Below are 21,074 nucleotides of genomic sequence, written 5' to 3'. Positions count from 1 at the left end.
ATGAAGCCGATCGCCCGCGCGCTTCAGCGAGCCGAGTGGACGAGGTCGCCCTCGTAGGCCGCGATGACGAGGTGCGCGCGATCTCGTGCCTGGAGCTTGCTCAGCAGGTTGCCGATGTGGGTCTTGACGGTTTTGATCGAGATGGTGAGCCGCGCCGCGATCTCATCGTTGGAGAGCCCGTGGCCGACCAGGGTGAGGACCTCGGTCTCCCGCGCGGTGAGAGCGTCCAGGCGCGCCGGCTGCGCGCGCGCCGGCTGCGCGCGCGCCGGCTGCGCGATGTAGGCCTCGATCATGCGGGTGAGGACCTTCGGGGCGAACGGCGATTCGCCCCGATGAGTCCGGCGGATCGCGTCAAGGAGGGCGTCGGGGTGGGAATCCTTGAGGAGGAAGCCGCTGGCGCCGGCGTGGAGGGCGGCGCGGACGTACTCGTCGAGCTCGAACATCGTGAGCACGATGACCTTCACGGATCCGGTTCCTGCGCCGGTCGTGACGCGGCGGGTGGCCGCGATTCCATCGGTGCCCGGCATCCGGATGTCCATGAGCACGACGTCGGGACGCAGTTCGGCGCTGAGCCCGACGACCTCATCGCCGGTGCCCGCCTCGCCGACGACCGTCATGTCGTGATTGGCGTTGATGACGGCGGCGAGGCTGTGGCGCAGCAGGGGCTGGTCGTCGGCGATGACGACGCGAATCGAGGTTCCGCCGTCGTTCATGACATTCCGGCCTCGGGAATACGGGCGGTGACGCGAAAGCCGTTGTCGGCGTGTTCGGCGTCGAAGGTCCCGCCGATCGCGGTGACGCGTTCCCTCAGCCCCTCGATGCCGTGCCCGGCTCCCGGGTGCGGGGTCCATCCGTCCACCGGGCCTTCGTCCCAGACGCTCGTGACGATCCAGTCGCCGTCGCGGCGGACGTACACGTTCGCGCTGGTCGGTCCGGCGTGCCGAGCGGTGTTCGTGAGGGCTTCGCGCACGATGGAACAGACCGCGAGCTGTGCCCCGGAGCTGATGTCGTCGATCTCGCCGAGCTTGAGGGTGACGGCCGGGCCCGCCCTCTCGGCGTCCTCGATGATGGCCGGCAGGTCGTGAAGGGATTCCGCGGGCCGCAGAGGTGCGGTCGTGCCAGTCGAGTCACGCAGCACGTTGAGCATGCGGCGTAGCTCCGTCGTGGTCTGCCGTCCGATGCGCTCGATGTCCGACAGCGCCGCAGAGGGGTCGTCCCCGGTGCCGGGATAGCGTGCCGCGCTCGCGCGGACAGTGATCAGGCCAAGGCCGTGGGAGACGATGTCGTGCAGCTCACGCGCGATTCGGAGCCGTTCCGCCTGTGCCGCGCGCTCACCGGCCCACGCGGCGATCCGCGCTTCGTACGCGATGCGCTGCCGGCGCGCGTGGAACGCCGCCCACACGGTGACCGCCAACGCCAGCGCGGCGATGACGACGGGGAGAACGACCGCGGCCCGCCCTCCGCGGTTGACCGAGAGAAGGACGAGTAACAGGACGACGTGAACGGCGATGGCCGGTGGCCAGACTCGCCGCCCGCGACTCGGAAGTGCTTGATCGGCCCCCATGCTCCAAATCTACGGACGCGCCCCGGACGGCGCATCGGACCAGGGTCCGAGAGATCTGGGTCCGAGCCGCGAATCCGAGTCCGGTCGCCGGTCCGATGACCGGAGGTGATGCTCCGCGTTCAGATGTGGAGGTGATTACGATCGACGACCTCGTCAAGCGGCGGGGTTCCAGAACGATTCTGAGCGGCATCAGCTTCCAGGCCCGCCCCGGGAGGGTGACCGGGCTCCTCGGCCCGAACGGCGCGGGCAAAAGCTCCACACTGCGCGTTCTGCTGGGCCTGGATCGGGCCACCTCCGGCACGGCGCTCATCGGTTCCGTCCCGTTCGTGAAGCTTCGCAATCCGCTCGCCACGGTCGGGGCCGTGCTGGACGGCTCCGGCGCGCATCGGGCGCGGACGGGCCGGGCGCACCTGCGGTGGGTGGCCCGCTCCGCGGGACTGCCGCGTGCGCGCGTCGACGAGGTGCTCGAGATCGTGGGCCTGACGAACGCCGCGTCGAAGCGGGTCGGCGGCTACTCCCTGGGCATGGGGCGTCGCCTCGGGCTGGCGGCGGCGCTGCTCGGCGACCCGGAGATTCTGGTCCTGGACGAGCCGGTGAACGGGCTCGACCCGGACGGCATCCGGTGGATCAGGAGCCTCCTGCGCGAACGCGCCGCGTCCGGCCGGACCGTGCTGCTGTCCAGCCACCTGATGGGGGAGCTCGCGGCCACAGTGGACGACGTCGTGGTCGTCAACGAGGGCACGGTCGTGGCGGACGGCACCCTCGACGAGGTCACCGGCCCCCACCGCACCCTTGAGGACGCGTTCTTCGCCCTCACCACGGGTGCCCCATGAGGGCGCTCGCCGCGGAGGCCTCGAAGCTCGCCTCGTTGCCGGCGGTGTGGATCGCGGCGGCGGCCGGGGTGCTCGTGCCGGGCGTCGTCGCCGTGATCACCGCGTCGTCGACCCGCGGCGCGATCGCCCGCGGCGCCGCGACCGTCGCGGGGGCCGACACCGGATATCAGGAACTGGCATTCGGCGTGGTCGGCGCGATCATCCTCGGGGTCGTCGCCATCAGCAGCGAGCACTTCACCGAGAGCGCGGAGTCCGGAGGCGGGCGTCAGCTCACCACCAGCCTGACCGCCGTTCCCTCCCGGCTCCGGTTCCTGCTCGCGAAGGTCGCCGCGGTGGCGATCACCGGCGCGGTACTCGCGATCATCGCGTCGGGGACCACCATGGGCGTCATCCACGTGGTGCTCGGTGAGCACACCCCGGCAATGGGAGCGGACGACGTTCCGCGGCTGGCCGGTGTCGTCTGCTACTGGGTGTGCACCGCGCTCCTCGCCTCCGGGATCACCGTGCTCACCCGCCACGGGGTCGTTCCGCTCGCGGTGCTCATCGCGAACACGTCGGTCGTCTCCGTCACCTACCTGCTGACCAAGATCACACCGCTGGCGAACTATCTGCCCGACATGGCCGGAGTCCGTATGTTCATCCGGAAGCTCCCCGGCAGCACCGCCGAGATCAGCCCGCTCACGGGAGGACTGGTGATGACCGCCTGGGTGGCGGTGCTGCTCGTGGTCGCCGCGATCTCGTTCACGCGGAGGGACGCATGAGGGTCCCCCCGGCGACTCGCACCCGTGGCCGGGAAGGAGCGCAGGCGCTCGCGGCGGAGCTGTCGAAACTCGTGTCTCTACCGGCGACCTGGCTGACGCTCGGAGGCACTCTGGTGGTGAATCTGATCCTCGCGACCGCGTTCGCGACCGCCGGCCTTCAGGGTTCCACCGGCACCAAGAGCGCCGTCGACATCGGACTGGCGTCGATCGGCTACGCGCAGGCCGGTTTCGTCATCCTCGGCGTCCTGGCCGCCTGCTCCGAGTACACCGGCGGGCAGATCCGCACCACACTGACCGCGATGCCCCGCCGCGCCCTTCAGCTCACCGCCAAGCACCTCGCGTTGGCGATCGTCGTGTTTCCCGCGGCGGCGAGCACGGCTGTGTCCGGAGTCGTGCTCACGGCCGGTGTGCTCGGCGGCACCGCCGCGCCGGTGACCTCAGGTCACGTCGCGGGGGCACTGAGCGGTGTGACCGCGTATCTCGCGCTCACGACGTTGATCGGCGCCGCCGTCGGTGCGCTCGTGCGCCGGACTCTTGCGGCGGTCGTCGTCCTGCTGGGGTATCTCTTCGTCGCCGGACCGCTCCTGCGCGACCATGTCCCTGCGGCGAAGTACCTCCCGGACAGCGCCGGATTCGCCATGTGGTTTCCGTCGGCGCGGTTTCCGTCGGCCGGCGACGCAGGCGCGGTGACGCCGGCGCAGGGTGCCCTGCTGCTCGTGGCCTGGACTGCCGTCCTGATCGCCGCCGGCGTGCTCGGATACCGCCGATGGGACGTGTGACACCCGATCGGCGGACATCGTGGCGGGGACGCCCCCGAGGGCTCATGGCGGCGGCCTGCTGGCATGATCTGACGCATGGCTGAGCACACCTCCGTAGACCTGCCCGACGTCTCCGCGCTGACCATCGGCATCCTGGGCGGGACCGGAGACCAGGGCAAGGGACTGGCCCGCCGGTTCTCGCTGGCCGGGCACACCGTGCTGATCGGCTCGCGCAGCGCCGAGCGCGCCCAGGAGGCGGCGCGTGAGATGGGCGTACGCGGGGCCGCGAACGCCGAGGTGGCGGGTGAGGCGGACGTCGTGATCGTCGCGGTGCCCTGGGAGGGGCACAAGGCCCTGCTGGAGTCCCTGCGCGAGCCGCTCGCCGGCAAGATCGTGGTGGACTGCGTCAACCCGCTCGGCTTCGACAAGCAGGGGGCGTACGCGCTGCCGGTGGAGGAGGGCAGCGCGGCGCAACAGGCGGCGGCGGTGCTGACCGGCAGCCGGGTGGTCGCGGCCTTCCACCACGTGTCGGCGGTGCTGCTGCTCGACCCGTCGGTGGCCGAGATCGACCTCGACGTGCTCGTGCTCGGCGACGACCGCGAGGCCACCGACGTCGTACGCGCGCTCGCCGGCCGCATCCCCGGCGCACGCGGCGTCTATGCGGGCCGGCTGCGCAACGCCCACCAGGTCGAGGCGTTCACGGCGAACCTGATCTCGGTCAACCGCCGATACAAGGCCCACGCCGGTATCCGGGTGACCGACGTCTAGCCACCCGCGCTTCATCTGATCGTCACGTCGGAGACGTGGTCGTTCACTACCTTCGGGCGCTGTCGTCGCTGTCTGAAAGGTATCCAGTGCTACGTCACGTCTCCGCCGGTTTGGCGATCGCCGCCGCGCTCACCCTCACCACCACCGGTACGGCCGCCGCCGGCCCGGCCAAGGGCCCCGTCGTCGTCGCCGACGTCACGCTCCCCGCCCCCGCGCTGAAGCAGGTGCAGCCGACCATCGCGGACGACCGCGGCGTGCGGCTCGGCGGCGTCGGCAGCGGCCTGTTCCCGGCCGGCCCGGCAGGGGAGTTCTGGCTCGTCACCGACCGCGGCCCGAACGGCCAGCCGACCGTGGACGGGGAGAAGCGCCGGACCTTCCCGGTGCCCGAGTTCGCCCCGGCGATCGTCCGGGTCGCCCTCACGCGCGGCACGGCGAAGATCAAGCAGTACATTCCGATCGTCGGCGCCTCCGGCCGGTCCGTGACCGGTCTGTCGAACCAGGCAGGGCACGACGAGACGCCCTACACCTGGGACGGCCGCACGATTCTGCCGTACAACCCGAGCGGGCTGGACGTCGAGGATCTCGTGCGCACCCGCGACGGCGACTTCTGGCTGGTCGACGAGTACGGCCCGTCGTTGGTGCGGGTGTCACCGGACGGCCGGGTGCTGGAGCGGCACGTCCCCGCGGGGCTCGGGCTGACGGGCGCGGACTACCCGGTGAAGGAGACGCTGCCCGCGATCCTGGCGAGCCGTCAGCAGAACCGCGGGTTCGAGGGCCTCGCGATCTCGTCCGACCAGCGCACGCTGTACCTGGCCGTGCAGAGCCCGCTGGCCAACCCCGGCAAACAGGCCGCGAAGAAGTCGCGGTTCGGGCGCATCCTTACCTTCGACCTGCGCAGCCGGAAGGTGACGGGGGAGTATCCGTACCAGTTCGAGGACGTCACGACCTTCGACCCGAAGGTGAACGGCGACCAGAGCGAGATGAAGATCTCCGGCCTCGCGTACGCCGGCCGGGATCGCCTGCTCGTGGACGAGCGCACCGACAACGTCGCGCGGGTGTACTCCATCGACCTGAAGAAGGCGACGAACCTGCTCGGCGGGCCGTACGACGACCCGAAGACCAGCCCGTCACTGGAGGAGCTGACCGGCGCGTCCGGCCTCAGGCTGCCCGCCAAGTCGCTCGTGCTGGAGCCGAACGCGCTGGTGCCGTCGCTGCCCGGCAAGATCGAGGGGCTGGCGGTGCTCGACCCGCACACGATCGCGCTGGCCAACGACAACGATTTCGGCCTCGGTGACTTCGGCCCCGACGGCAGGCTGGTGGACAGCGGCGTGCCCAACCGCCTCGTCGTCGTCCGGCTCGCTCGCGCGCTCGACGCCCGCTGAGCGCGCCCACTGAGTGCACCGACTGCGCCCGCTGACCGCGCCTACTGCGGGCACCCGCTCGCGGGCGCGGCTACGCGGCGCTCGCGAGCAGCCAGTCGGCCACCGCCTCGGGGGCGACGAGCTGGTGCAGGTGCTCGCCGGGGACGCGGGCGACCGGCCAGCCGCGCTCCCCGGCCTCGTGGGCGAGGGTGGCGTACGCGTCCGCGAACCACAGATAGCCGCTCCTGAGGTGGTCCCATCGGGCGGGCACCGGGATTTCCTCCAGGTAGTACGCGAGGGGCAGCCGCGCCTGCTCGGCCACGACCACCTGGCGGACCACCGGGTCGGGCAGGAGGGCGGCGACGTCGTCCTCGGGCCACCAGTCGGTCCAGCGGGGCAGGACGCCCGCGTCGTCGGCGAGCCCGCGCAGGAAGGCGAGGTGCTCCGGCTCCGCCGCCTGGCACGCGCCCCTGCGCGGCGGCAGGGCGGCGTCGACGAACAGGCACGCGGCGACCTGCCCGGCGAGGGCCTGCGCGATCAGCGGCACGAACAGCCCGGCGTTGCTGTGCGCCACGACGGCCAGCGGCCCGCGCGGCGCGCTCGCCACCACCTCGCTCACCACCCTCGGCCAGTAGGGCGGCGGACCGGTCGTCACGTCGGTCAGCGGGGGAATCACGGCGGTGTGCCCGCGCGCCCGCAGGATCTCGGCGACCGGGGTCCAGGTCGAGGGGCCGACGGAGGGGCTGTGCACGAGCAGGAAGCTGACATCCACTCCCTCATCCTCGCCATCGACGGCGGGGCCGGGACCGTTCTCCGCTCGGCGCGTAACCGCTCGGCGCGTAACCGGTCGGCGCGTAACCGGTCGCTGCGTAACCGGTCGCGAGGCGCCAATCTGACAAGAGCGGCCTTTTTGGTTCATTCTGGACGGCATGAGCTCCCTGCATCCGGAAACGCGCGTCGTCCACCTGCCCCGGCCCACGCCGGAGACCAGCACGCCGATCTCCATGCCGATCTATCAGACGTCGGGATTCGTCTTCGACGACCCGGCGGTCTTCGCCGACGGCATGGGGCGGCCCGACGGGGCGTACGTCTATGGCCGGCTCTCCAACCCCACCGTGCGCGCGCTGGAGGAGGCGGTCGCCGGCCTGGAGGGCGGCGTGGCCGCCGTCGCCACCGGCTCCGGCATGGGCGCGATCAACGCCGTGCTGCTCGGCCTGCTGAAGTCGGGCGACCACGTGATCGCCCAGTCGGCGCTCTACGGCGCCACCGCGCAGACGCTGGCCGACCTGGCGGAACGTTTCGGCGTCGAGGTCACCCGCGTGCCGGAGGACGACCCCGCGGCCGTACGCGCCGCCGTGCGGCCCACGACGAAGCTGCTGTATCTGGAGACCATCGCCAACCCGATGACGCAGGTCGCCGACCTGCCGGGGATGTGCGCGGCGGCGCGCGAGGCCGGGATCCTCACCGTGGTCGACAACACCTTCGCCTCGCCGATCCTGTGCCGTCCCATCGAGCACGGCGCGGACATCGTGGTGCACTCCGTCACCAAGTACCTGTCCGGGCACACCGACGTCGTCGGCGGGATCGCCGTGTTCGCCTCCGATGACGTGTATCGCAGGGTGTGGTCCTATTCGGTGGAGCTCGGCGCGACGGCCGACCCGTTCGCCGCGTGGCTGACCCTGCGGGGGATGCAGACGCTGCCGCTGCGGATGGAGCGCCACTGCGCCAACGCCCGCGTGCTCGCGACGCGGCTCGCCGGCCATCCGGCCGTGGCCGCGGTCCACTGGCCGGGCCTGCCGTCCCACCCGTCGCACGAGCTCGCGGCGAAGCTCCTGCCCGACTTCGGCGGCGTGTTCTCCTTCGACCTCGCCGCAGGGCGTCCCGCCGGCGAGGCGTTCATGCGCAACGTGCGGCTCGCGCTGCTCGCGCCCTCGCTCGGCGGCGTGGAGACGCTGATCCTCCACCCGGCCACCACGTCGCACCGTTCGGTGAGCGCCGAGGGCCTGGCCGCGGCGGGCATCGGCGAGGGGACGGTCCGGGTGGCCGTGGGCATCGAGCACGCCGAGGACCTGTGGGCCGACTTCGCCCAGGCGCTCGACGCGATCTGAGGCACCCCCGTAGGGGACGCCGGTCAGGGGCGGCCGCCGCGTGACGCCGCGGCCGCCCGCCGGGCGTCAGCGGTAGCTGTGCTCGGGCCTGGGGAAGACGCCGGAGACGACCTCGTCGGCGTACGCGCGGATCGCCCGGTCCATCTCCCCGGCCAGGTCGAAGTACTTCTTCACGAACTTCGCGGGCTGCGGGGTCAGGCCCATCAGGTCCTGCCAGACGAGCACCTGCGCGTCGGTGTGCGGACCTGCTCCGATGCCGATCGTGGGGATGCTCAGCGACGTGGTGACCCGCTGGGCGAGGTCGGCGGGGACGCACTCCAGCACGACGGCGAAGGCGCCCGCGTGCTCCAGCGCCTTGGCGTCGGCCATGAGCTCGTCACCCGCCTGGCCGCGGCCCTGCACCCGATAGCCGCCGAACGCGTTGACCGACTGGGGGGTCAGCCCGAGGTGGGCCATGACCGGGATGCCGGCCGACACGAGCATCTCCACCTGCGGGAGGACCCGGTGGCCGCCCTCCAGCTTGACGGCGTGCGCGCCGGCCTCCTTCATGAAGCGGGCGGCGGTCTCCAGGGCCTGCTGCGGTGAGGCCTGGTAGGAACCGAACGGCAGGTCGGCCACGACCATCGCCCGCGACGAGCCGCGTACGACCGCGGCGGTGAGCGGGATGAGGTCGTCGACCGTGACGGGCAGCGTCGAGTCGTAGCCGTAGACGACCATGGCGGCCGAGTCGCCCACGAGCATCACCGGGATGCCCGCCTCGTCGAACACTCTCGCGGTCATCGCGTCGTACGCCGTCACCATCGGCCACTTCTCGTGGCGCTCCTTGGCCGCCGCGATGTCGCGGACGGTGACCCTGCGTCCCGCGGCCCCGCCGTAGAGGGCGGGCGTGGACACAACGGAAACAGAGGACATGGCTACCTCCTGGCCTCGTGGCGCCCCTGTGGCGTCCCCGGACAGTCAGATCATCGCATGCGGACATGGGCTGGAACACCCCCATACGGGCGCCGTAATCCTGGGCTTCGACCAGTGGGACTAAAGGGACGAACGAGGCGACCCGGGCGCGCGAATGTCGGAGGCACCCGGCACAATGCCGTGCGGAGGTAAGGAACCACAATGGCTTTTGATCGTTACCGGCGGGTGCTCGCCCTGCCGGGCGTGCGGGCGTTGCTGCTGGTCGGCATGATCGCGAGAATTCCCCTCACCGGCACCGGCATGACGCTGACCCTGCACGTGGTGAACGACCAGAAGCTGGGCTTCTTCCAGGCAGGCCTGGTCGGCACCGCCTCCATGGCGGGCGCCGCGATCGGCTCGCCTCTCGTCGGCCGGCTCGTCGACCGGCGCGGGCTGCGGCCGGTGATGGCCGTGACGACCATCGTGCAACTGTGCCTGTGGTGCGCGGCGCCGGCGATGCCGTACGCCGTGCTGCTGCCGGGCGCACTGATCGGCGGGCTGTTCAGCCAGCCGGTGTTCGGGACCATCCGGCAGTGCGTGGCCGCGATGGTGCCGGCGGAGAACCACCAGACCGGCTTCGCCCTCGACTCGATGGGCGTGGAGTTGTCGTACATGGTCGGCCCGGCCCTCGCCGTCGCGAGCGTGACGGCGTTCGGCAGCACCGCGACGATGTACGGCGTGGCCGCCGGTCTGGCCGGCTCGGGAGTGGCGCTGTACCTGCTCAACCCGCCCACACGGTCGGCCGAGGAGGACGCGGGGCACGAGGGGGCCGTTCCCCGGCGGCAGTGGCTGCGGCCGGGCCTGCTGGCCCTGCTCTTCCTGGTGTCCGGGCTCACCTTCGTGCTCACCACGACCGAGTTGAGCGTCGTGGCGATGCTCAAGGCCGACGGCGCGACCCTCTGGACCGGGCTGGTCCTCGCGCTGTGGTGCGCGTTCTCGCTCGTCGGCGGCTTCGTGTACGGGGCGCTCCCGCGGGGGCTGCCGCCCGTGGCGCTCGCGGGCGGCCTGGCGGTGCTGACCGCGCCCGTGGGCCTGGTCGGCGGGGGCTGGGGCTGGCTGTGCCTGGCGCTGGTGCCGGCCGGGCTGCTGTGCGCCCCGGCGCTGTCGTCCACCGTGGACGCCGTCAACCGGCGCGTCCCGGCGGCGGCGCGGGGTGAGGCGATGGGCCTGCACGGCACGTCGCTGACGATCGGAGGGGCTCTGGCCGGGCCCCTCGCCGGCGGGCTCCTGGACGCCCACGGCCCCGCCTGGGCCTTCGCCGTGTCCGGAGCGGTCGGCGTCGCGCTGGCTCTGCTCGTCGCCCTGGTCAGGCCGGATGCTCCGGGGGCCGTCCTCACCCCGGCCGGATCGAGCACGGCGGCCCTGTCCGCAACCGCCGCGGACTGAAACCGGGTCACACGGGATTGAATCCCGTCCCGGAGCGGGAATAGAACCGGCCCCCGCGTGGATGTACAAGGGGCGCGCGACTGTCCCCCGGGGGCCGTCGTGCGAGGGGGTGTCCGCCGCCCGCTCCGGGTGGCCGTGCGAGGCGCCGCGATGCCCCCGTACGCCGCCGGAAGGCGCGGGAATCGGGACGAGCAGAGCGCGGGCCCCGCGCTTCGGCCGAGCGTCATATTGCCCACTGACCAGCACATACGGCGGCACCGAAGATGATTATGAAACGGTGCCGTTGCGTATCGAAATGACCAACGCTACGCTTGCGTTGCGAAACTCAGTCGTATCGAAATCATGGGGGAAATCCGTGGAAGCTCACACAGGCCACCCACGCCGATGGCAGGTCCTCGGCGTGATGGTGTTCAGCCTGCTGGCCGTCGTCCTCGACAACACCATCCTCAACGTGGCGATCAAGACGATCGCCGATCCCGTCCACGGTTTGGGCGCGACCCAGAGCGAGCTCGAATGGGCGATGAACTCCTACACCCTGGTGTTCGCCGGCCTGCTGTTCACCTTCGGGGTGCTGGGCGACCGCTACGGGCGTAAGCGGATGCTCATGGTCGGCATGGTCCTGTTCGGCCTGGCCTCCCTGGCCAGCGCGTACGCACAGGACCCGATGCAGCTCATCGCGGCGAGGGCCCTGATGGGCCTCGGCGGCGCCGCCATCATGCCGGCCACGCTGGCGATCATCTCGAACGTCTTCCCGATCCACGAGCGGGGCAAGGCGATCGGCATCTGGGCCGGCGGCGTCGGCATCGCCGTGGCGATCGGCCCGATCACGGGGGGCCTGCTGCTGGAGCACTTCTGGTGGGGCTCGGTCTTCCTCGTCAACGTGCCCATCGTGATCATCGGCCTCGCGCTGATCGCCGGGATCGTGCCCGACTCCAAGGACCCGAACAAGTCCGGTCTCGACCCGGTCGGCGTGCTGCTGTCCATCCTCGGCCTGATCAGCCTCGTCTACGGCATCGTCCGGATCAGCGACCTCGGCACCGTCGCCGACGCCTCGGTCCTCGTGCCGACGCTGCTGGGCCTCGCGATCCTCGCCGCGTTCGTCTGGTACGAAAGCCGGATCGCCCACCCCGCGTTCGACGTGCGCAACTTCCGCAACGCCGGCTTCTCCACCGCGATCGCCACCGTCGGCCTGGTGTTCTTCGCGGCCATGGGCGTGATGTTCTTCCTGGCCTTCTACTGGCAGATCGTCCGGAACTACTCGCCGCTGCAGTCGGGGGCGCTCGTGCTGCCGTTCGCGGCCGCTCAGCTGATCTTCGCGCCGCAGAGCGCGCGCATGGTGCAGAAGTACGGCGCCCGCGCCGTCGGCACGGTGGCCATGCTGGTCATCACGCTGGCCCTGGCGTGCTACGCCTTCGTGCAGGTGGACACCCCGATCTGGATCCTGCTGGCTCTCGGCTTCGTCCAGGGCGCCGCGATGGCCAACATCATGCCCCCGGCGACCACGGCCATCATGAACGCGCTGCCGCGTGAGAAGGCCGGCGTGGGCTCCTCGATGAGCAACGTCGTCCGGCAGGTCGGCGGCACGCTGGGCATCGCCATCCTGGGCGCGATCCTGTCCGCCAGCTACCGCAGCGACATGGAGGGCAAGGTCGCCGCACTGCCGGAGCAGCTCCGCCACGTCGTGACCGAGTCCATCTCGGGCGCGGCCGGCGTCGCCGGCAACCTGGGCGCGCAGGGCGCGAGCCTGCTCGACGCCGCGAACGCCGCGTTCGTCTCGGGCATCCACCTGGCGGCCCTCGGATCGGCCTTCGTCGCCCTCGTCGGCACTCTCGTGGTGGCCCGCTGGATGCCGGGCAAGGCTTCGCCGGACGCCGCGATCACCAAGGCTGAAACCGACAAGGAAGCGGCGGTAGTGTGAACTCGTCATGAAGACGCAGCAGACGGCTGAGGGGGTGGCCCGCCCGGCGGGCCGCCCGCGCAGCGAGAAGGCGGAACGGTCGATCATCGAGGCCACTCTCGAACTGCTCGGCGAGGGCATCGGCGTGTCGGAGCTGTCCATCGAGTCGATCGCCAGCCGCGCCGGTGTCGGGAAGACCACGATCTACCGCAGGTGGTCCAACAAGGAAGACCTGGTGGTGGACGCGCTGGCGACGCTCAAGCCGCCGATCCCGCTGCCGCAGGGCGCGACCGTGCGAGACGACCTGGTGACCTACCTCCGAGTGATCCAGGAGGAGTCCCGCCATCACCGCACCCGCTGCATCATGAACATCGCCATGAGCGACTCGGAGCGGCATCCCCGGCTGGCGGAGCGGTTCCGCGAGCTGGCCGTGGAGCCGCGCAGGGCGGTGGTGTCGGCGGTTCTGCGGCGCGGCATGGAGACCGGGGAACTGCGCGCGGACCTCGACATCGACATGGCGCTGGCGCTCCTCAGCGGGGCGATGATCTGGCTCACGAAGTGGTCCCACGCCGGCGACTCCCAGGCCGACCTTCCCGAGCGGATCGTCGACGAGGCGCTCAAGGGCTTCCGCCCCCGCCCCTCCGAGCCGTGACCCGTCCCTTCACCTCCGAGCCGTGACCTGTCCCTCCGCCCCCGAGCTGTGACCCGGCTCCCCACCTCCGAGCCGCGATGCGGCCCTCCACTTCCGGGCCGTGACCCGGTCCGTGCGGCCGACAGCCGTACGGACCGCGGCGAGGCCGCGCGCGGGCGACGCCCCCGCGCTGGTCGCCGCCGTCGCCGTCGTGCGCTGCGCGCGGAACGGCGCGGAGCGCCGAGCATCCTCGGGAGAGCCGGGTACCACTGGCGGGAATGGACGCGAGGGCGGGCGGCCGTTCGCCGACCACGCCGTCTCCCATGACCTCTCCGATATCCCCGTGACCGGTGCCGGACGCCTGCCGGCACCGGTCACGGCTTTCTCGTTCCGGGCCTGCCTGTTCCAGACCCGCGTCGAGCGCATCAGTGGGCCGGTGTCGCAGGTCAGGGGCGGTCCGCGAAGCCTGGCCCCGGCGTGCCGCGACCCTCATGACCCGGAGCGGCGGTGGAGCGGGGAACGACCAGTCCGGTCTCGTACGCCATGACGACGGCCTGGGTCCGGTCGCGCAGGCCGAGCTTGCCCAGCACCCGGCTCACGTGCGTCTTGACCGTCTCCTCGGTGACGGTCAACCGGGTGGCTATCTCGGCGTTGGACAGCCCCTCGGCCACCAGCCGTAGCACCTGCGTCTCACGCGGGGTGAGCGCGGCCGGGACGGCGGGCTCGGGCGTCGGCCGGAGTCGGGCGAACTCGGCGATGAGGCGGCGGGTGATCGAGGGGGCCAGCAGCGCGTCGCCCGCCGCCACGACGCGGACCGCGTCGAAGAGACGCTCGGCGGTGACGTCCTTGAGTAGGAAGCCGCCGGCTCCGGCGCGCAGCGCGTCGTAGACGTACTCGTCCAGGTCGAAGGTCGTCAGGATGAGGACCCGTGTTCCGGAACCGGTAAGCCGTCGGGTGGCCTCGATGCCGTCCATGACCGGCATGCGGATGTCCATGACGACGACGTCGGGGCGCAGCTCTCGGCATGTCCGGACCGCCTGCGCCCCGTCTGACGCGGTCGCGACGACGACGAAGTCCTGCTGGCTGCCCAGCAGTTCGGCGAAGCCGGTGCGGACGACCAGATGGTCGTCGGCCACCACGACGCGGATCGGCGTCACGCCGGTCACGGGTGCCCTCCCTCAGGGGAGGCGGGTGCGACAGGGGCGGCATGGCAGGCAGGACCATCAGGGTACGCAGGACTGTCAGGGTGCGCAGGACTGTCAGGGTGCGCAGGACTGCCAGGGGCGCCGCAAGCCGGGGAACCCTCGGCACCAGGGAGGCGGGGGAGGCGCGCCTCCACGATGAATCCGCCGCCGGCCGCGGAGCCGACGCGGAGTTCGCCGCCGACGGCGGCGGCCCGTTCCCGCATCCCGGCCAATCCGTGGCCGGGTAATCCGTGGCCGGGTAATCCGTGTTCGGCCGATTCATGATCGGTGAACGCGCGATCGGTCATGCCGTCGTGCACGCGCGCGTCTCTGGATGGGCCGGCTCCGCCGGGCACGACGGCGCCGCCCGGAATGCCCATGCCGTCGGACCCGCAGGTGCCGGTCGTCGTGCCCGAGGAGGGCGGAACGCCGGGGCCGTTGTCCCGTACGCGAAGCCGCAGAGCGTCGCGGGTGTAGTGCAGCTCCACGTCGACGGCGGCGCCCGGCGCGTGCCGCCGGGCGTTGGTGAGCGCCTCCTGGATGATGCGGTAGGCGGCGAGCTCGACGCCGGGATCGAGCACGGCCGGGGAACCGCTGAGAACGAGGCGCACGGCTGTTCCCGCGGCATCGCGCGCCCCGTCGAGCAGCGCGTTCAGCTCGGCCGGCCGCAGGCCGGGCTGCGGGCGCAGATCCGCAGTCCGTTCCCTGTCGTCCTCGCGGAGCACGCCGAGCAGGCGCCGCATCTCGGTCAGCGCCGCACGGGCGGTGTCGCCGATCGCCCGCAGCCGCTCAGCCCCGGCGGACGGCATGCCCGGCACGGCGACACGGGCCGTCTCCGCCTGTACGGCGACCATGGAGATGTGGTGGGCGACCACGTCGTGCAGTTCCCGGGCGATGCGCGCCCGCTCGCCGCGCGCGGTGTGCTCCAGCAGGGTGCCGGCGATGACCTGCCGGGCGGCCAGGTTGTCCGCGGCCTCACCTCTGGCCCGCCGGGCGACTCCGGCCAGGGCCGCCGCCGGGGCGATGCACGCAAGCAGCAGGACGAGGACGCGCGTCTCGCCGTCAGCGGGAACGAGCATCTCCACCCCTCGGGGTGGGGTCCAGCCGGGCAGGCCGAGCAGCGCCGCCACGACGTACGGCACGGCGAGTAAGGGGCCGAGCCACCGCGCTCCGGTGAGACCGAGCCGGTAGAGGCAGACCACCACGATGGCCGCGCCTGCGATGGTGAGCGTCCGGAAGGCCGTGAACGACAGCAGGCCCGCGACGCCGACGGCCACGGCGGCGGTGGCGGGCTGGGTCCGCAGGAACACGACCGGCACCGTGGTGGCCAGGGCGAGCAGGCCGAACGCGACCAGACGCAGCGAGGCTCCGGCGTGATCGCCCCCTGGGCCGGTGAGCGGCGTGAGCGCGGTGCCCGTGCCTGTGCCCGTGCTCATGCCGGTACCCGTGCCCATGCCGCCCATTGGGGTGCCCGGAGCGCTCGATGCCATGCCCACCGGTGTGCTCACGCCGTGCCCGAACAAGGGCGGCGCGGTCGCGCCGCGGGCGTGCGCGACCGCTTCGGCCAGCGCGAGCAGGGCGGCGAGCACTCCCAGCGCGACGGGCGCGTACGAGGCCCGGAAGGCAGGTGTCCGCGCGCGAAGCGTCCACCCCTGTCTGTCTCTCCGGTCGTCCGCGCGCTCCACGGGAGGAGATTGTCCCAGGCATTCCCTTTCCGGACATCCCTCACAGGAGGGATGGAAGGTCCCTCACGTCGGGGAGGGCGAAGATCGCTCCCCACCGTGACGCCGCGCGTTCCCGCCGCCGCCTAACCTGCCGGGCATGCGAGCGGCCATCGAAGTAATCGGACTGCGCAAGCGCTACGGCCGCACCGTGGCGCTGGACGGGATGTCCTTCACCGTGCTCCCGGGCCGGGTCACCGGTTTCGTCGGGCCCAACGGCGCGGGCAAGTCCACCACGATGCGGGTGATCCTCGGCCTCGACGCGGCCGACGAGGGCTCCGCGCTGATCGGCGGCCGGCCGTACCGGAGCCTGCGGGCTCCTCTGTGCCAGGTCGGCGCCCTGCTGGACGCCGCCGCGTTGCAGCCGTCCCGTACGGCGCGCAACCACCTGCTGTGGCTGGCCCACTCCCAGGGGCTGGGCGCGCGACGGGTCGACGAGGTGATCGAGCAGGTCGGGCTGGGGGCCGTGGCGCGGCGCAGGGCGGGCGGGTTCTCGCTCGGCATGCGGCAGCGTCTCGGCATCGCCGCCGCGCTGCTCGGGGATCCGCCCGTCCTCCTGCTGGACGAGCCGGTCAACGGCCTCGACCCGGAGGGCGTCATGTGGATCCGCGGCCTGCTGCGGTCACTGGCCGCCGAGGGACGCGCGGTGCTGGTGTCCAGCCACCTGATGAGCGAGATGCAGGACATGGCCGACCACCTCGTGGTGGCGGGCCGGGGGCGGGTTGTAGAGGACACGAGCGTCGCCGACCTGATCGCCGCCGCCTCCGACGGGCGGGTCACGCTGCGCACGACCGCGCGTACGGAGGCGATGGAGGCCCTGGCCCGTGCCGGCGCCACGGTGGCCGTCCAGGACCGCGACACGCTCACCGTCTCGGGGCTGGAGGCCGGGCGGATCGTCGCCCTGCTCGGTGCGAACGACGTGCCGTTCTCGGAGGTGGCCGCGCACCGGGCGTCGCTGGAGGAGGCGTACATGGAGCTGACCAGGGACGCGGTCGAGTTCCGCGCCACGACCCCGCGAGACGGGACGGCGACCTCATGACGGACCCCTCGACGGTCATGACAGACCCCACGACGGGCGGGCGCGACGGCTTTCCGCACCTGGTCCGTGCTGAATGGACCAAGTTCAGGACCGTACGCGGCTGGGTGGCCGGTATGACCCTCGCCGTGGTGCTCGTCGTGGCGTTGGGGCTGCTGTCCGCGGCGGGCAGCCACGCCTCCTGCGGCTTGGGCGGCGTCGAGACCGCCTGCACGCTCACGACCGGGCCGGGCGGTGAGGCCGTGAGCGACCGCTTCTTCTTTGTCCACCGCCGGTTGGACGGCGACGGCTCGATCACCGTGCGGGTGGACTCCATGACCGGGCAGATCCGGCTTCCCGACGCCACCCTGGGGGTGCGCAACGTCGTGGCCGGAGTCGTGCCGTGGGCGAAGGCCGGGATCATGGTCAAGGACGGCGTCCGGGAGGGCGCGTCGTACGCCGCGGTGATGGTCACCGCCCGGCACGGGGTGCGGATGCAGCACGACTTCACCGAGGACGTCGCGGGCGGGTCAGGCGGCGTCTCGCCGGGGTCGCCGCGCTGGCTGCGGCTGACCCGGTCGGGCGGCACCTTGACCGGCTACGAGTCGGTGGACGGCAGGCGGTGGACCGTGGTCGGCACGGCCCGTCCGGCCCATCTGCCGGCCACGGTGGAGGCCGGCATGTTCGTGGCATCCCCGGGCGACCTGACGGTGAGCAGAGGGGATCTGGGCGGCGCCTCCGTCCAGGTCCGGTTCACCGAGGCGACCGCCGTCCTCGACCAGGTCCGGGTGGAGGGCCGGGCGGGCGGCACGTGGAGCCATGACGACGTCGGCGTGGCGTACGAGGCCGACGGCAGGACGCCCCACCACCCGGGCCGGTTCACCGAGTCCGGCGGAGCGTTCGCGATCACCGGGGTAGGCGACGTCGCGCCGAGCGTAGACGGCGTGCGGGTCGAGAGCACGCTCACCGGCCTGGTCGCCGGGCTGGTCGCGGTGATCGTCGTGGCGGTGCTGTTCGTCAGCGCGGAACACCGGCGGGGCCTGTTCCGCACCACTGCGCTGGCGGCACCACGGCGGGGCCGGGCCTTCGCGGCCAAGGCAGTGGTCGTCGGCGCGGTGGCCTTCGCCGCCGGCCTGACCGCCGCCGCCCTCACCGTTCCCCTCGGCGCACGCGTCCTGCGGGCGAACGGCAACGCCGTCCTCCCGGTGAGCACGTTCACCGAGCTGCGGGTCGTGGCCGGTGTCGCGGCACTGACGGCCGCCGTCGCGGTCCTCGCCCTCGCCTGCGGCGCACTGGTGCGCCGCGGCGCGGTAGCGGTCACCGTGGTGGCCGGGCTGGTCGTGGTGCCGCACATTCTCGCGACCGCATCCGTTCTGCCCCTGAGCGTGGCGCGGTGGCTGCTGCGGCTCACCCCGGCGGCCGGGTTCGCGGTGCAGCAGAGCGTTCCGGAGTACGCCCAGGTGCTCGGCTACTACAGCCCCCAGGGCGGCTACTATCCGCTGCCGCCCCTCGCCGGGCTCGCCGTGCTCTGCGGCTATGCCGCGCTCGCCGCCGTACTGGCCGCCGTACGCACCCGCAAGGGGGACGCGTGAGACGCGAGCTTCGCGCGGAGTGGACCAAGGCGCGCACCGCACCGGGCACGGCGTGGCTACTGTCGGCCGTCGTCGTGCTCAGCGCCGCCGCGAGCGCCGCCGTGGCCGCGACCGTCTCCTGTACGGCGGGGGGCTGCGACCAGGACGTCCCCCGGCTCGGCCTCGCCGGGATCCAGGCGGGCCAGGCGGCCGTGGCCGTCCTGGCCGTGTTCGCGGTCACCGGCGAGTACGGCACCGGCATGATCGCGACGACGTTCGCGGCGATGCCGCGCCGGGGCCGGGTTCTGGCCGCGAAGGCCGCCGTCCTCACCGGCCTGACGCTGGCCGCCGGGACGGTCGCGGTGCTCGCGTCCGTGCTGGCGGCGCGGCTCATCCTGCCGGGCAACGGGTTCACGGCCGCCGGCGGCCACCCGCCGCCGTCCCTGGCGGACGGCCCGACGCTGGGCGCGGCGGCCGGCACGGTGCTCTACCTCGCGCTGATCGCCCTGTTCAGCCTCGGCGCCGCCACCGCCGTGCGGGACTCCGCCACCGCGGCCGGCGTGGTGTGCGGCGTGCTGTACGTGCTGCCGCTCATCCCGCGCATGGTCGCCGACCCGGGCTGGCGGCGGCTGCTCTGGCAGGCCACGCCGGCGAACGCCGGGCTCGCGGTCCAGACGACCACGCACCTGGACGACCTTCCGCTCGGCCCGTGGGAGGGCCTCGGCGTGGCGGCCGCCTGGGCCGCCGCGGCGTTGCTCGGCGCCTGGCTGCTGGTCCGCACGCGCGACGTGCGGGCCTAGAGGCGCTCGCGCCACCGGGTGGTGATGGGCAGGCGGCGGTCGCGGCCGAAGTTCTTGGGCGTGATCTTCGGGCCCGGCGGGTACTGACGGCGCTTGTACTCAGCCAGGTCCACCAGGCGGATGATCTTCGTGACCAGCTCGGGATCGTGACCGGCCGCGACCAGCTCGTCGCGGCCCATGTCCCCCTCCACGTAGTCGCGCAGCAGCCGGTCGAGCACCTCGTACGGCGGGAGCGAGTCGGTGTCGCGCTGGTCGGGCCGCAACTCCGCGCTCGGCTCCTTGGTGATCGAGTTCTCCGGGATCGGGGGCTGTCCCGGCTGGGCGTTGCGCCACTCCGCGAGCTTCCAGACCACGCTCTTGAGCACGTCCTTGATCGGGGCGAACCCGCCCGCCGAGTCGCCGTACAGGGTGGAGTAGCCGGTGGCCAGCTCGCTCTTGTTGCCGGTGGTCAGCACCAGGTGGCCGTGCTCGTTCGACAGGCTCATCAGCAGCATGCCGCGCACGCGGGCCTGCAGGTTCTCGGCCGCCAGGCCGTGCAGCTCGATCTCCTTCTCGAACCCCGCGACGATGTCGGCGATCGGCACCATCTGCGAGTTGACCCCCTGGCGGCGCACCAGATCCTCCGCGTCTGTGATCGAGTGGTCCGAGGAGTAACGCGAGGGCATCAGCACCACGTGGACCCGCTCGGGCCCGACGGCGTCGGCGGCGATCGTGGCGACGAGGGCGGAGTCGATGCCGCCGGACAGGCCGAGGATGACCGAGCGGAAGCCGTTCTTGCGCACGTAGTCGCGCACGCCGAGCACGAGCGCGTGGTAGATCTCGGCCAGGTCGTCCAGCCGCTCGGCGACGACCGGCGCCTCCGGCTCGTACGGCTCGACCGGCGCGGCCGACAGCAGCACCCGCTCGACCGTGATGACCGTGCCGTCGTGCGCGTCGTGACGAAACTCGCCGAGCTCGCCCGTGCCCTCCGGAAGCTCCAGGTCGGTGACGAACAGGTCCTCCTCGAACTGCGGCGCGCGGGCGACCAGTTCCCCGGAGGCGTCCACGATGAGCGAGTCGCCGTCGAAGACCAGCTCGTCCTGCCCGCCGACCATGTTCACGTACGCGAGCGCGCAGCCCGCCTCGCGGGCCCGCCGCGCGCACAGCTCCAGCCGCACGTCGTCCTTGTTCGTCTCGTACGGCGAGCCGTTGGGGACGACGAGCAGGCCGGCGCCGGCCTCGGCGACCACCGAGACGGGACCGCCGTCCTGCCACAGGTCCTCGCACACGGCCACGGCGACGTCCACGCCGTGCAGGCGGAAGATCGGCAGGCGGTCGCCGCGCACGAAGTAGCGGTATTCGTCGAACACCCCGTAGTTCGGCAGGTGGTGCTTGGCCGATTTCGTCACCACCTGGCCCTCGTGGAGCAGCGCGACCGCGTCGAGCGGGGCGCCCTTGGGCTGTCCCACGCGCGGGGCGAGGTCGGCCCGGTCGAGGTAGCCCACCACGACGGGGAGGTCGCCGAGGCCCTCGTCGGCGAGCCGCGTGGCCGCCTTCGACAGCGCCGTGACCGACGCCTCCGCGAACGACGACCGGAGCACCAGGTCTTCGGCGGGGTAGCCGGTCAGGAACATCTCGGGGAACACCACGAGGTGCGCGCCGCGCTCGGCGGCCCTGCGGGTCCACTCGACGAGCATGTCGGCGTTGCCGGCGATGTCACCGACGACCGGATTGGTCTGGGCGAGAGCGATACGCAGTTGAGCCACGGTCCCACCCTAAAGTGTCC

19 protein-coding genes are annotated in these 21,074 nt (G+C 72.3%); 12 read left to right on the top strand and 7 right to left on the bottom strand.

The window, feature by feature from the left end:
• Positions 1 to 23 precede the first annotated feature (23 nt).
• Positions 24 to 713 carry a response regulator transcription factor gene (locus ACGFIB_RS02630; RefSeq protein ID WP_393367972.1) on the bottom strand — a complete coding sequence of 230 codons (690 nt, stop codon included), beginning with the start codon at positions 711 to 713 and terminating at the stop codon, positions 24 to 26.
• Positions 710 to 1,564 (bottom strand): sensor histidine kinase, encoded by an 855-nt coding sequence (locus ACGFIB_RS02625; RefSeq protein WP_142568369.1) that lies wholly within the window; start codon positions 1,562 to 1,564, stop codon positions 710 to 712. Before ACGFIB_RS02625 ends, ACGFIB_RS02630 begins: the two co-directional genes overlap by 4 nt.
• A 131-nt stretch (positions 1,565 to 1,695) precedes the next feature.
• Here ACGFIB_RS02625 and ACGFIB_RS02620 point away from each other — a divergent pair, with 131 nt between their 5' ends.
• The 5 genes from ACGFIB_RS02620 (at position 1,696) to ACGFIB_RS02600 (ending at position 6,066) form a co-directional block, all read left to right on the top strand.
• Complete coding sequence (locus ACGFIB_RS02620) at positions 1,696 to 2,397, top strand: ABC transporter ATP-binding protein (RefSeq protein ID WP_393367969.1); 702 nt, start codon at positions 1,696 to 1,698, stop codon at positions 2,395 to 2,397.
• Positions 2,394 to 3,158, top strand: coding sequence for an ABC transporter permease (locus ACGFIB_RS02615; protein ID WP_393367967.1), 765 nt, complete (start codon positions 2,394 to 2,396; stop codon positions 3,156 to 3,158). Before ACGFIB_RS02620 ends, ACGFIB_RS02615 begins: the two co-directional genes overlap by 4 nt.
• Positions 3,155 to 3,937: a hypothetical protein gene (locus ACGFIB_RS02610; protein ID WP_393367965.1), complete on the top strand. Its 783-nt coding sequence runs from the start codon at positions 3,155 to 3,157 to the stop codon at positions 3,935 to 3,937. Before ACGFIB_RS02615 ends, ACGFIB_RS02610 begins: the two co-directional genes overlap by 4 nt.
• Before the next feature lie 75 nt (positions 3,938 to 4,012).
• Positions 4,013 to 4,684: an NADPH-dependent F420 reductase gene (gene npdG, locus ACGFIB_RS02605; protein WP_393367963.1), complete on the top strand. Its 672-nt coding sequence runs from the start codon at positions 4,013 to 4,015 to the stop codon at positions 4,682 to 4,684.
• 86 nt (positions 4,685 to 4,770) lie between these two features.
• A complete protein-coding gene (locus ACGFIB_RS02600) occupies positions 4,771 to 6,066 on the top strand; it encodes an esterase-like activity of phytase family protein (RefSeq protein WP_357257816.1) in 1,296 nt (431 codons plus the stop codon).
• 70 nt (positions 6,067 to 6,136) lie between these two features.
• Here ACGFIB_RS02600 and ACGFIB_RS02595 read toward each other — a convergent pair whose 3' ends face one another.
• Positions 6,137 to 6,817 (bottom strand): alpha/beta hydrolase, encoded by a 681-nt coding sequence (locus ACGFIB_RS02595; RefSeq protein ID WP_357257818.1) that lies wholly within the window; start codon positions 6,815 to 6,817, stop codon positions 6,137 to 6,139.
• A 157-nt stretch (positions 6,818 to 6,974) separates the two neighbouring features.
• On the opposite strand from ACGFIB_RS02595, the gene ACGFIB_RS02590 reads away from it, so the two are divergent.
• Entirely contained in the window at positions 6,975 to 8,153 is a 1,179-nt protein-coding gene (locus tag ACGFIB_RS02590; protein ID WP_357239757.1) for a trans-sulfuration enzyme family protein, read from the top strand.
• 66 nt (positions 8,154 to 8,219) lie between these two features.
• On the opposite strand, the gene panB is transcribed toward ACGFIB_RS02590, so the two are convergent.
• Positions 8,220 to 9,065 carry a 3-methyl-2-oxobutanoate hydroxymethyltransferase gene (gene panB, locus ACGFIB_RS02585; protein WP_142568376.1) on the bottom strand — a complete coding sequence of 282 codons (846 nt, stop codon included), beginning with the start codon at positions 9,063 to 9,065 and terminating at the stop codon, positions 8,220 to 8,222.
• A 201-nt stretch (positions 9,066 to 9,266) separates the two neighbouring features.
• Here panB and ACGFIB_RS02580 point away from each other — a divergent pair, with 201 nt between their 5' ends.
• The 3 genes from ACGFIB_RS02580 (at position 9,267) to ACGFIB_RS02570 (ending at position 13,039) form a co-directional block, all read left to right on the top strand.
• Positions 9,267 to 10,490, top strand: coding sequence for an MFS transporter (locus ACGFIB_RS02580; protein ID WP_357239760.1), 1,224 nt, complete (start codon positions 9,267 to 9,269; stop codon positions 10,488 to 10,490).
• A gap of 355 nt (positions 10,491 to 10,845) precedes the next feature.
• Positions 10,846 to 12,408 carry an MFS transporter gene (locus tag ACGFIB_RS02575; protein WP_142568378.1) on the top strand — a complete coding sequence of 521 codons (1,563 nt, stop codon included), beginning with the start codon at positions 10,846 to 10,848 and terminating at the stop codon, positions 12,406 to 12,408.
• A 7-nt stretch (positions 12,409 to 12,415) separates the two neighbouring features.
• Entirely contained in the window at positions 12,416 to 13,039 is a 624-nt protein-coding gene (locus ACGFIB_RS02570; protein ID WP_357239764.1) for a TetR/AcrR family transcriptional regulator, read from the top strand.
• Positions 13,040 to 13,464: 425 nt separating this feature from the next.
• Here ACGFIB_RS02570 and ACGFIB_RS02565 read toward each other — a convergent pair whose 3' ends face one another.
• Together ACGFIB_RS02565 and ACGFIB_RS02560 are read right to left on the bottom strand one after the other, a co-directional pair.
• Positions 13,465 to 14,175 (bottom strand): response regulator, encoded by a 711-nt coding sequence (locus ACGFIB_RS02565; RefSeq protein WP_393368439.1) that lies wholly within the window; start codon positions 14,173 to 14,175, stop codon positions 13,465 to 13,467.
• Between the two features lie 5 nt (positions 14,176 to 14,180).
• Positions 14,181 to 15,887: a sensor histidine kinase gene (locus ACGFIB_RS02560; RefSeq protein ID WP_393367958.1), complete on the bottom strand. Its 1,707-nt coding sequence runs from the start codon at positions 15,885 to 15,887 to the stop codon at positions 14,181 to 14,183.
• Positions 15,888 to 16,023: 136 nt separating this feature from the next.
• Here ACGFIB_RS02560 and ACGFIB_RS02555 point away from each other — a divergent pair, with 136 nt between their 5' ends.
• The 3 genes from ACGFIB_RS02555 to ACGFIB_RS02545 are packed head-to-tail and all read left to right on the top strand — an operon-like array spanning position 16,024 to position 19,309.
• Complete coding sequence (locus ACGFIB_RS02555) at positions 16,024 to 16,962, top strand: ATP-binding cassette domain-containing protein (protein ID WP_393367956.1); 939 nt, start codon at positions 16,024 to 16,026, stop codon at positions 16,960 to 16,962.
• A gap of 17 nt (positions 16,963 to 16,979) precedes the next feature.
• Positions 16,980 to 18,530: a DUF1349 domain-containing protein gene (locus ACGFIB_RS02550; protein WP_393367954.1), complete on the top strand. Its 1,551-nt coding sequence runs from the start codon at positions 16,980 to 16,982 to the stop codon at positions 18,528 to 18,530.
• Positions 18,527 to 19,309 carry an ABC transporter permease subunit gene (locus tag ACGFIB_RS02545; protein ID WP_142568385.1) on the top strand — a complete coding sequence of 261 codons (783 nt, stop codon included), beginning with the start codon at positions 18,527 to 18,529 and terminating at the stop codon, positions 19,307 to 19,309. Before ACGFIB_RS02550 ends, ACGFIB_RS02545 begins: the two co-directional genes overlap by 4 nt.
• Here ACGFIB_RS02545 and ACGFIB_RS02540 read toward each other — a convergent pair.
• Positions 19,306 to 21,054: an NAD+ synthase gene (locus ACGFIB_RS02540; RefSeq protein ID WP_393367951.1), complete on the bottom strand. Its 1,749-nt coding sequence runs from the start codon at positions 21,052 to 21,054 to the stop codon at positions 19,306 to 19,308. The two genes, ACGFIB_RS02545 and ACGFIB_RS02540, sit on opposite strands and share 4 nt — an antisense overlap.
• Positions 21,055 to 21,074 lie beyond the last annotated feature (20 nt).

The organism is Microbispora bryophytorum (genome assembly GCF_043197435.1).
GTDB classification, from domain to species: domain Bacteria; phylum Actinomycetota; class Actinomycetes; order Streptosporangiales; family Streptosporangiaceae; genus Microbispora; species Microbispora bryophytorum.
The sequence above is the reverse complement of the archived record's forward strand: the minus strand, read 5'-3'. Positions and strand labels throughout refer to the sequence as shown.

Coding starts and splice junctions, on each gene's coding strand:
- ACGFIB_RS02630 (WP_393367972.1), bottom strand. CDS start 713: ATGAACGACGGCGGAACCTCGATTCGCGTCGTCATCGCCGACGACCAG.
- ACGFIB_RS02625 (WP_142568369.1), bottom strand. CDS start 1,564: ATGGGGGCCGATCAAGCACTTCCGAGTCGCGGGCGGCGAGTCTGGCCA.
- ACGFIB_RS02615 (WP_393367967.1), top strand. CDS start 2,394: ATGAGGGCGCTCGCCGCGGAGGCCTCGAAGCTCGCCTCGTTGCCGGCG.
- ACGFIB_RS02610 (WP_393367965.1), top strand. CDS start 3,155: ATGAGGGTCCCCCCGGCGACTCGCACCCGTGGCCGGGAAGGAGCGCAG.
- npdG (WP_393367963.1), top strand. CDS start 4,013: ATGGCTGAGCACACCTCCGTAGACCTGCCCGACGTCTCCGCGCTGACC.
- ACGFIB_RS02590 (WP_357239757.1), top strand. CDS start 6,975: ATGAGCTCCCTGCATCCGGAAACGCGCGTCGTCCACCTGCCCCGGCCC.
- panB (WP_142568376.1), bottom strand. CDS start 9,065: ATGTCCTCTGTTTCCGTTGTGTCCACGCCCGCCCTCTACGGCGGGGCC.
- ACGFIB_RS02580 (WP_357239760.1), top strand. CDS start 9,267: ATGGCTTTTGATCGTTACCGGCGGGTGCTCGCCCTGCCGGGCGTGCGG.
- ACGFIB_RS02570 (WP_357239764.1), top strand. CDS start 12,416: ATGAAGACGCAGCAGACGGCTGAGGGGGTGGCCCGCCCGGCGGGCCGC.
- ACGFIB_RS02555 (WP_393367956.1), top strand. CDS start 16,024: ATGCGAGCGGCCATCGAAGTAATCGGACTGCGCAAGCGCTACGGCCGC.
- ACGFIB_RS02550 (WP_393367954.1), top strand. CDS start 16,980: ATGACAGACCCCACGACGGGCGGGCGCGACGGCTTTCCGCACCTGGTC.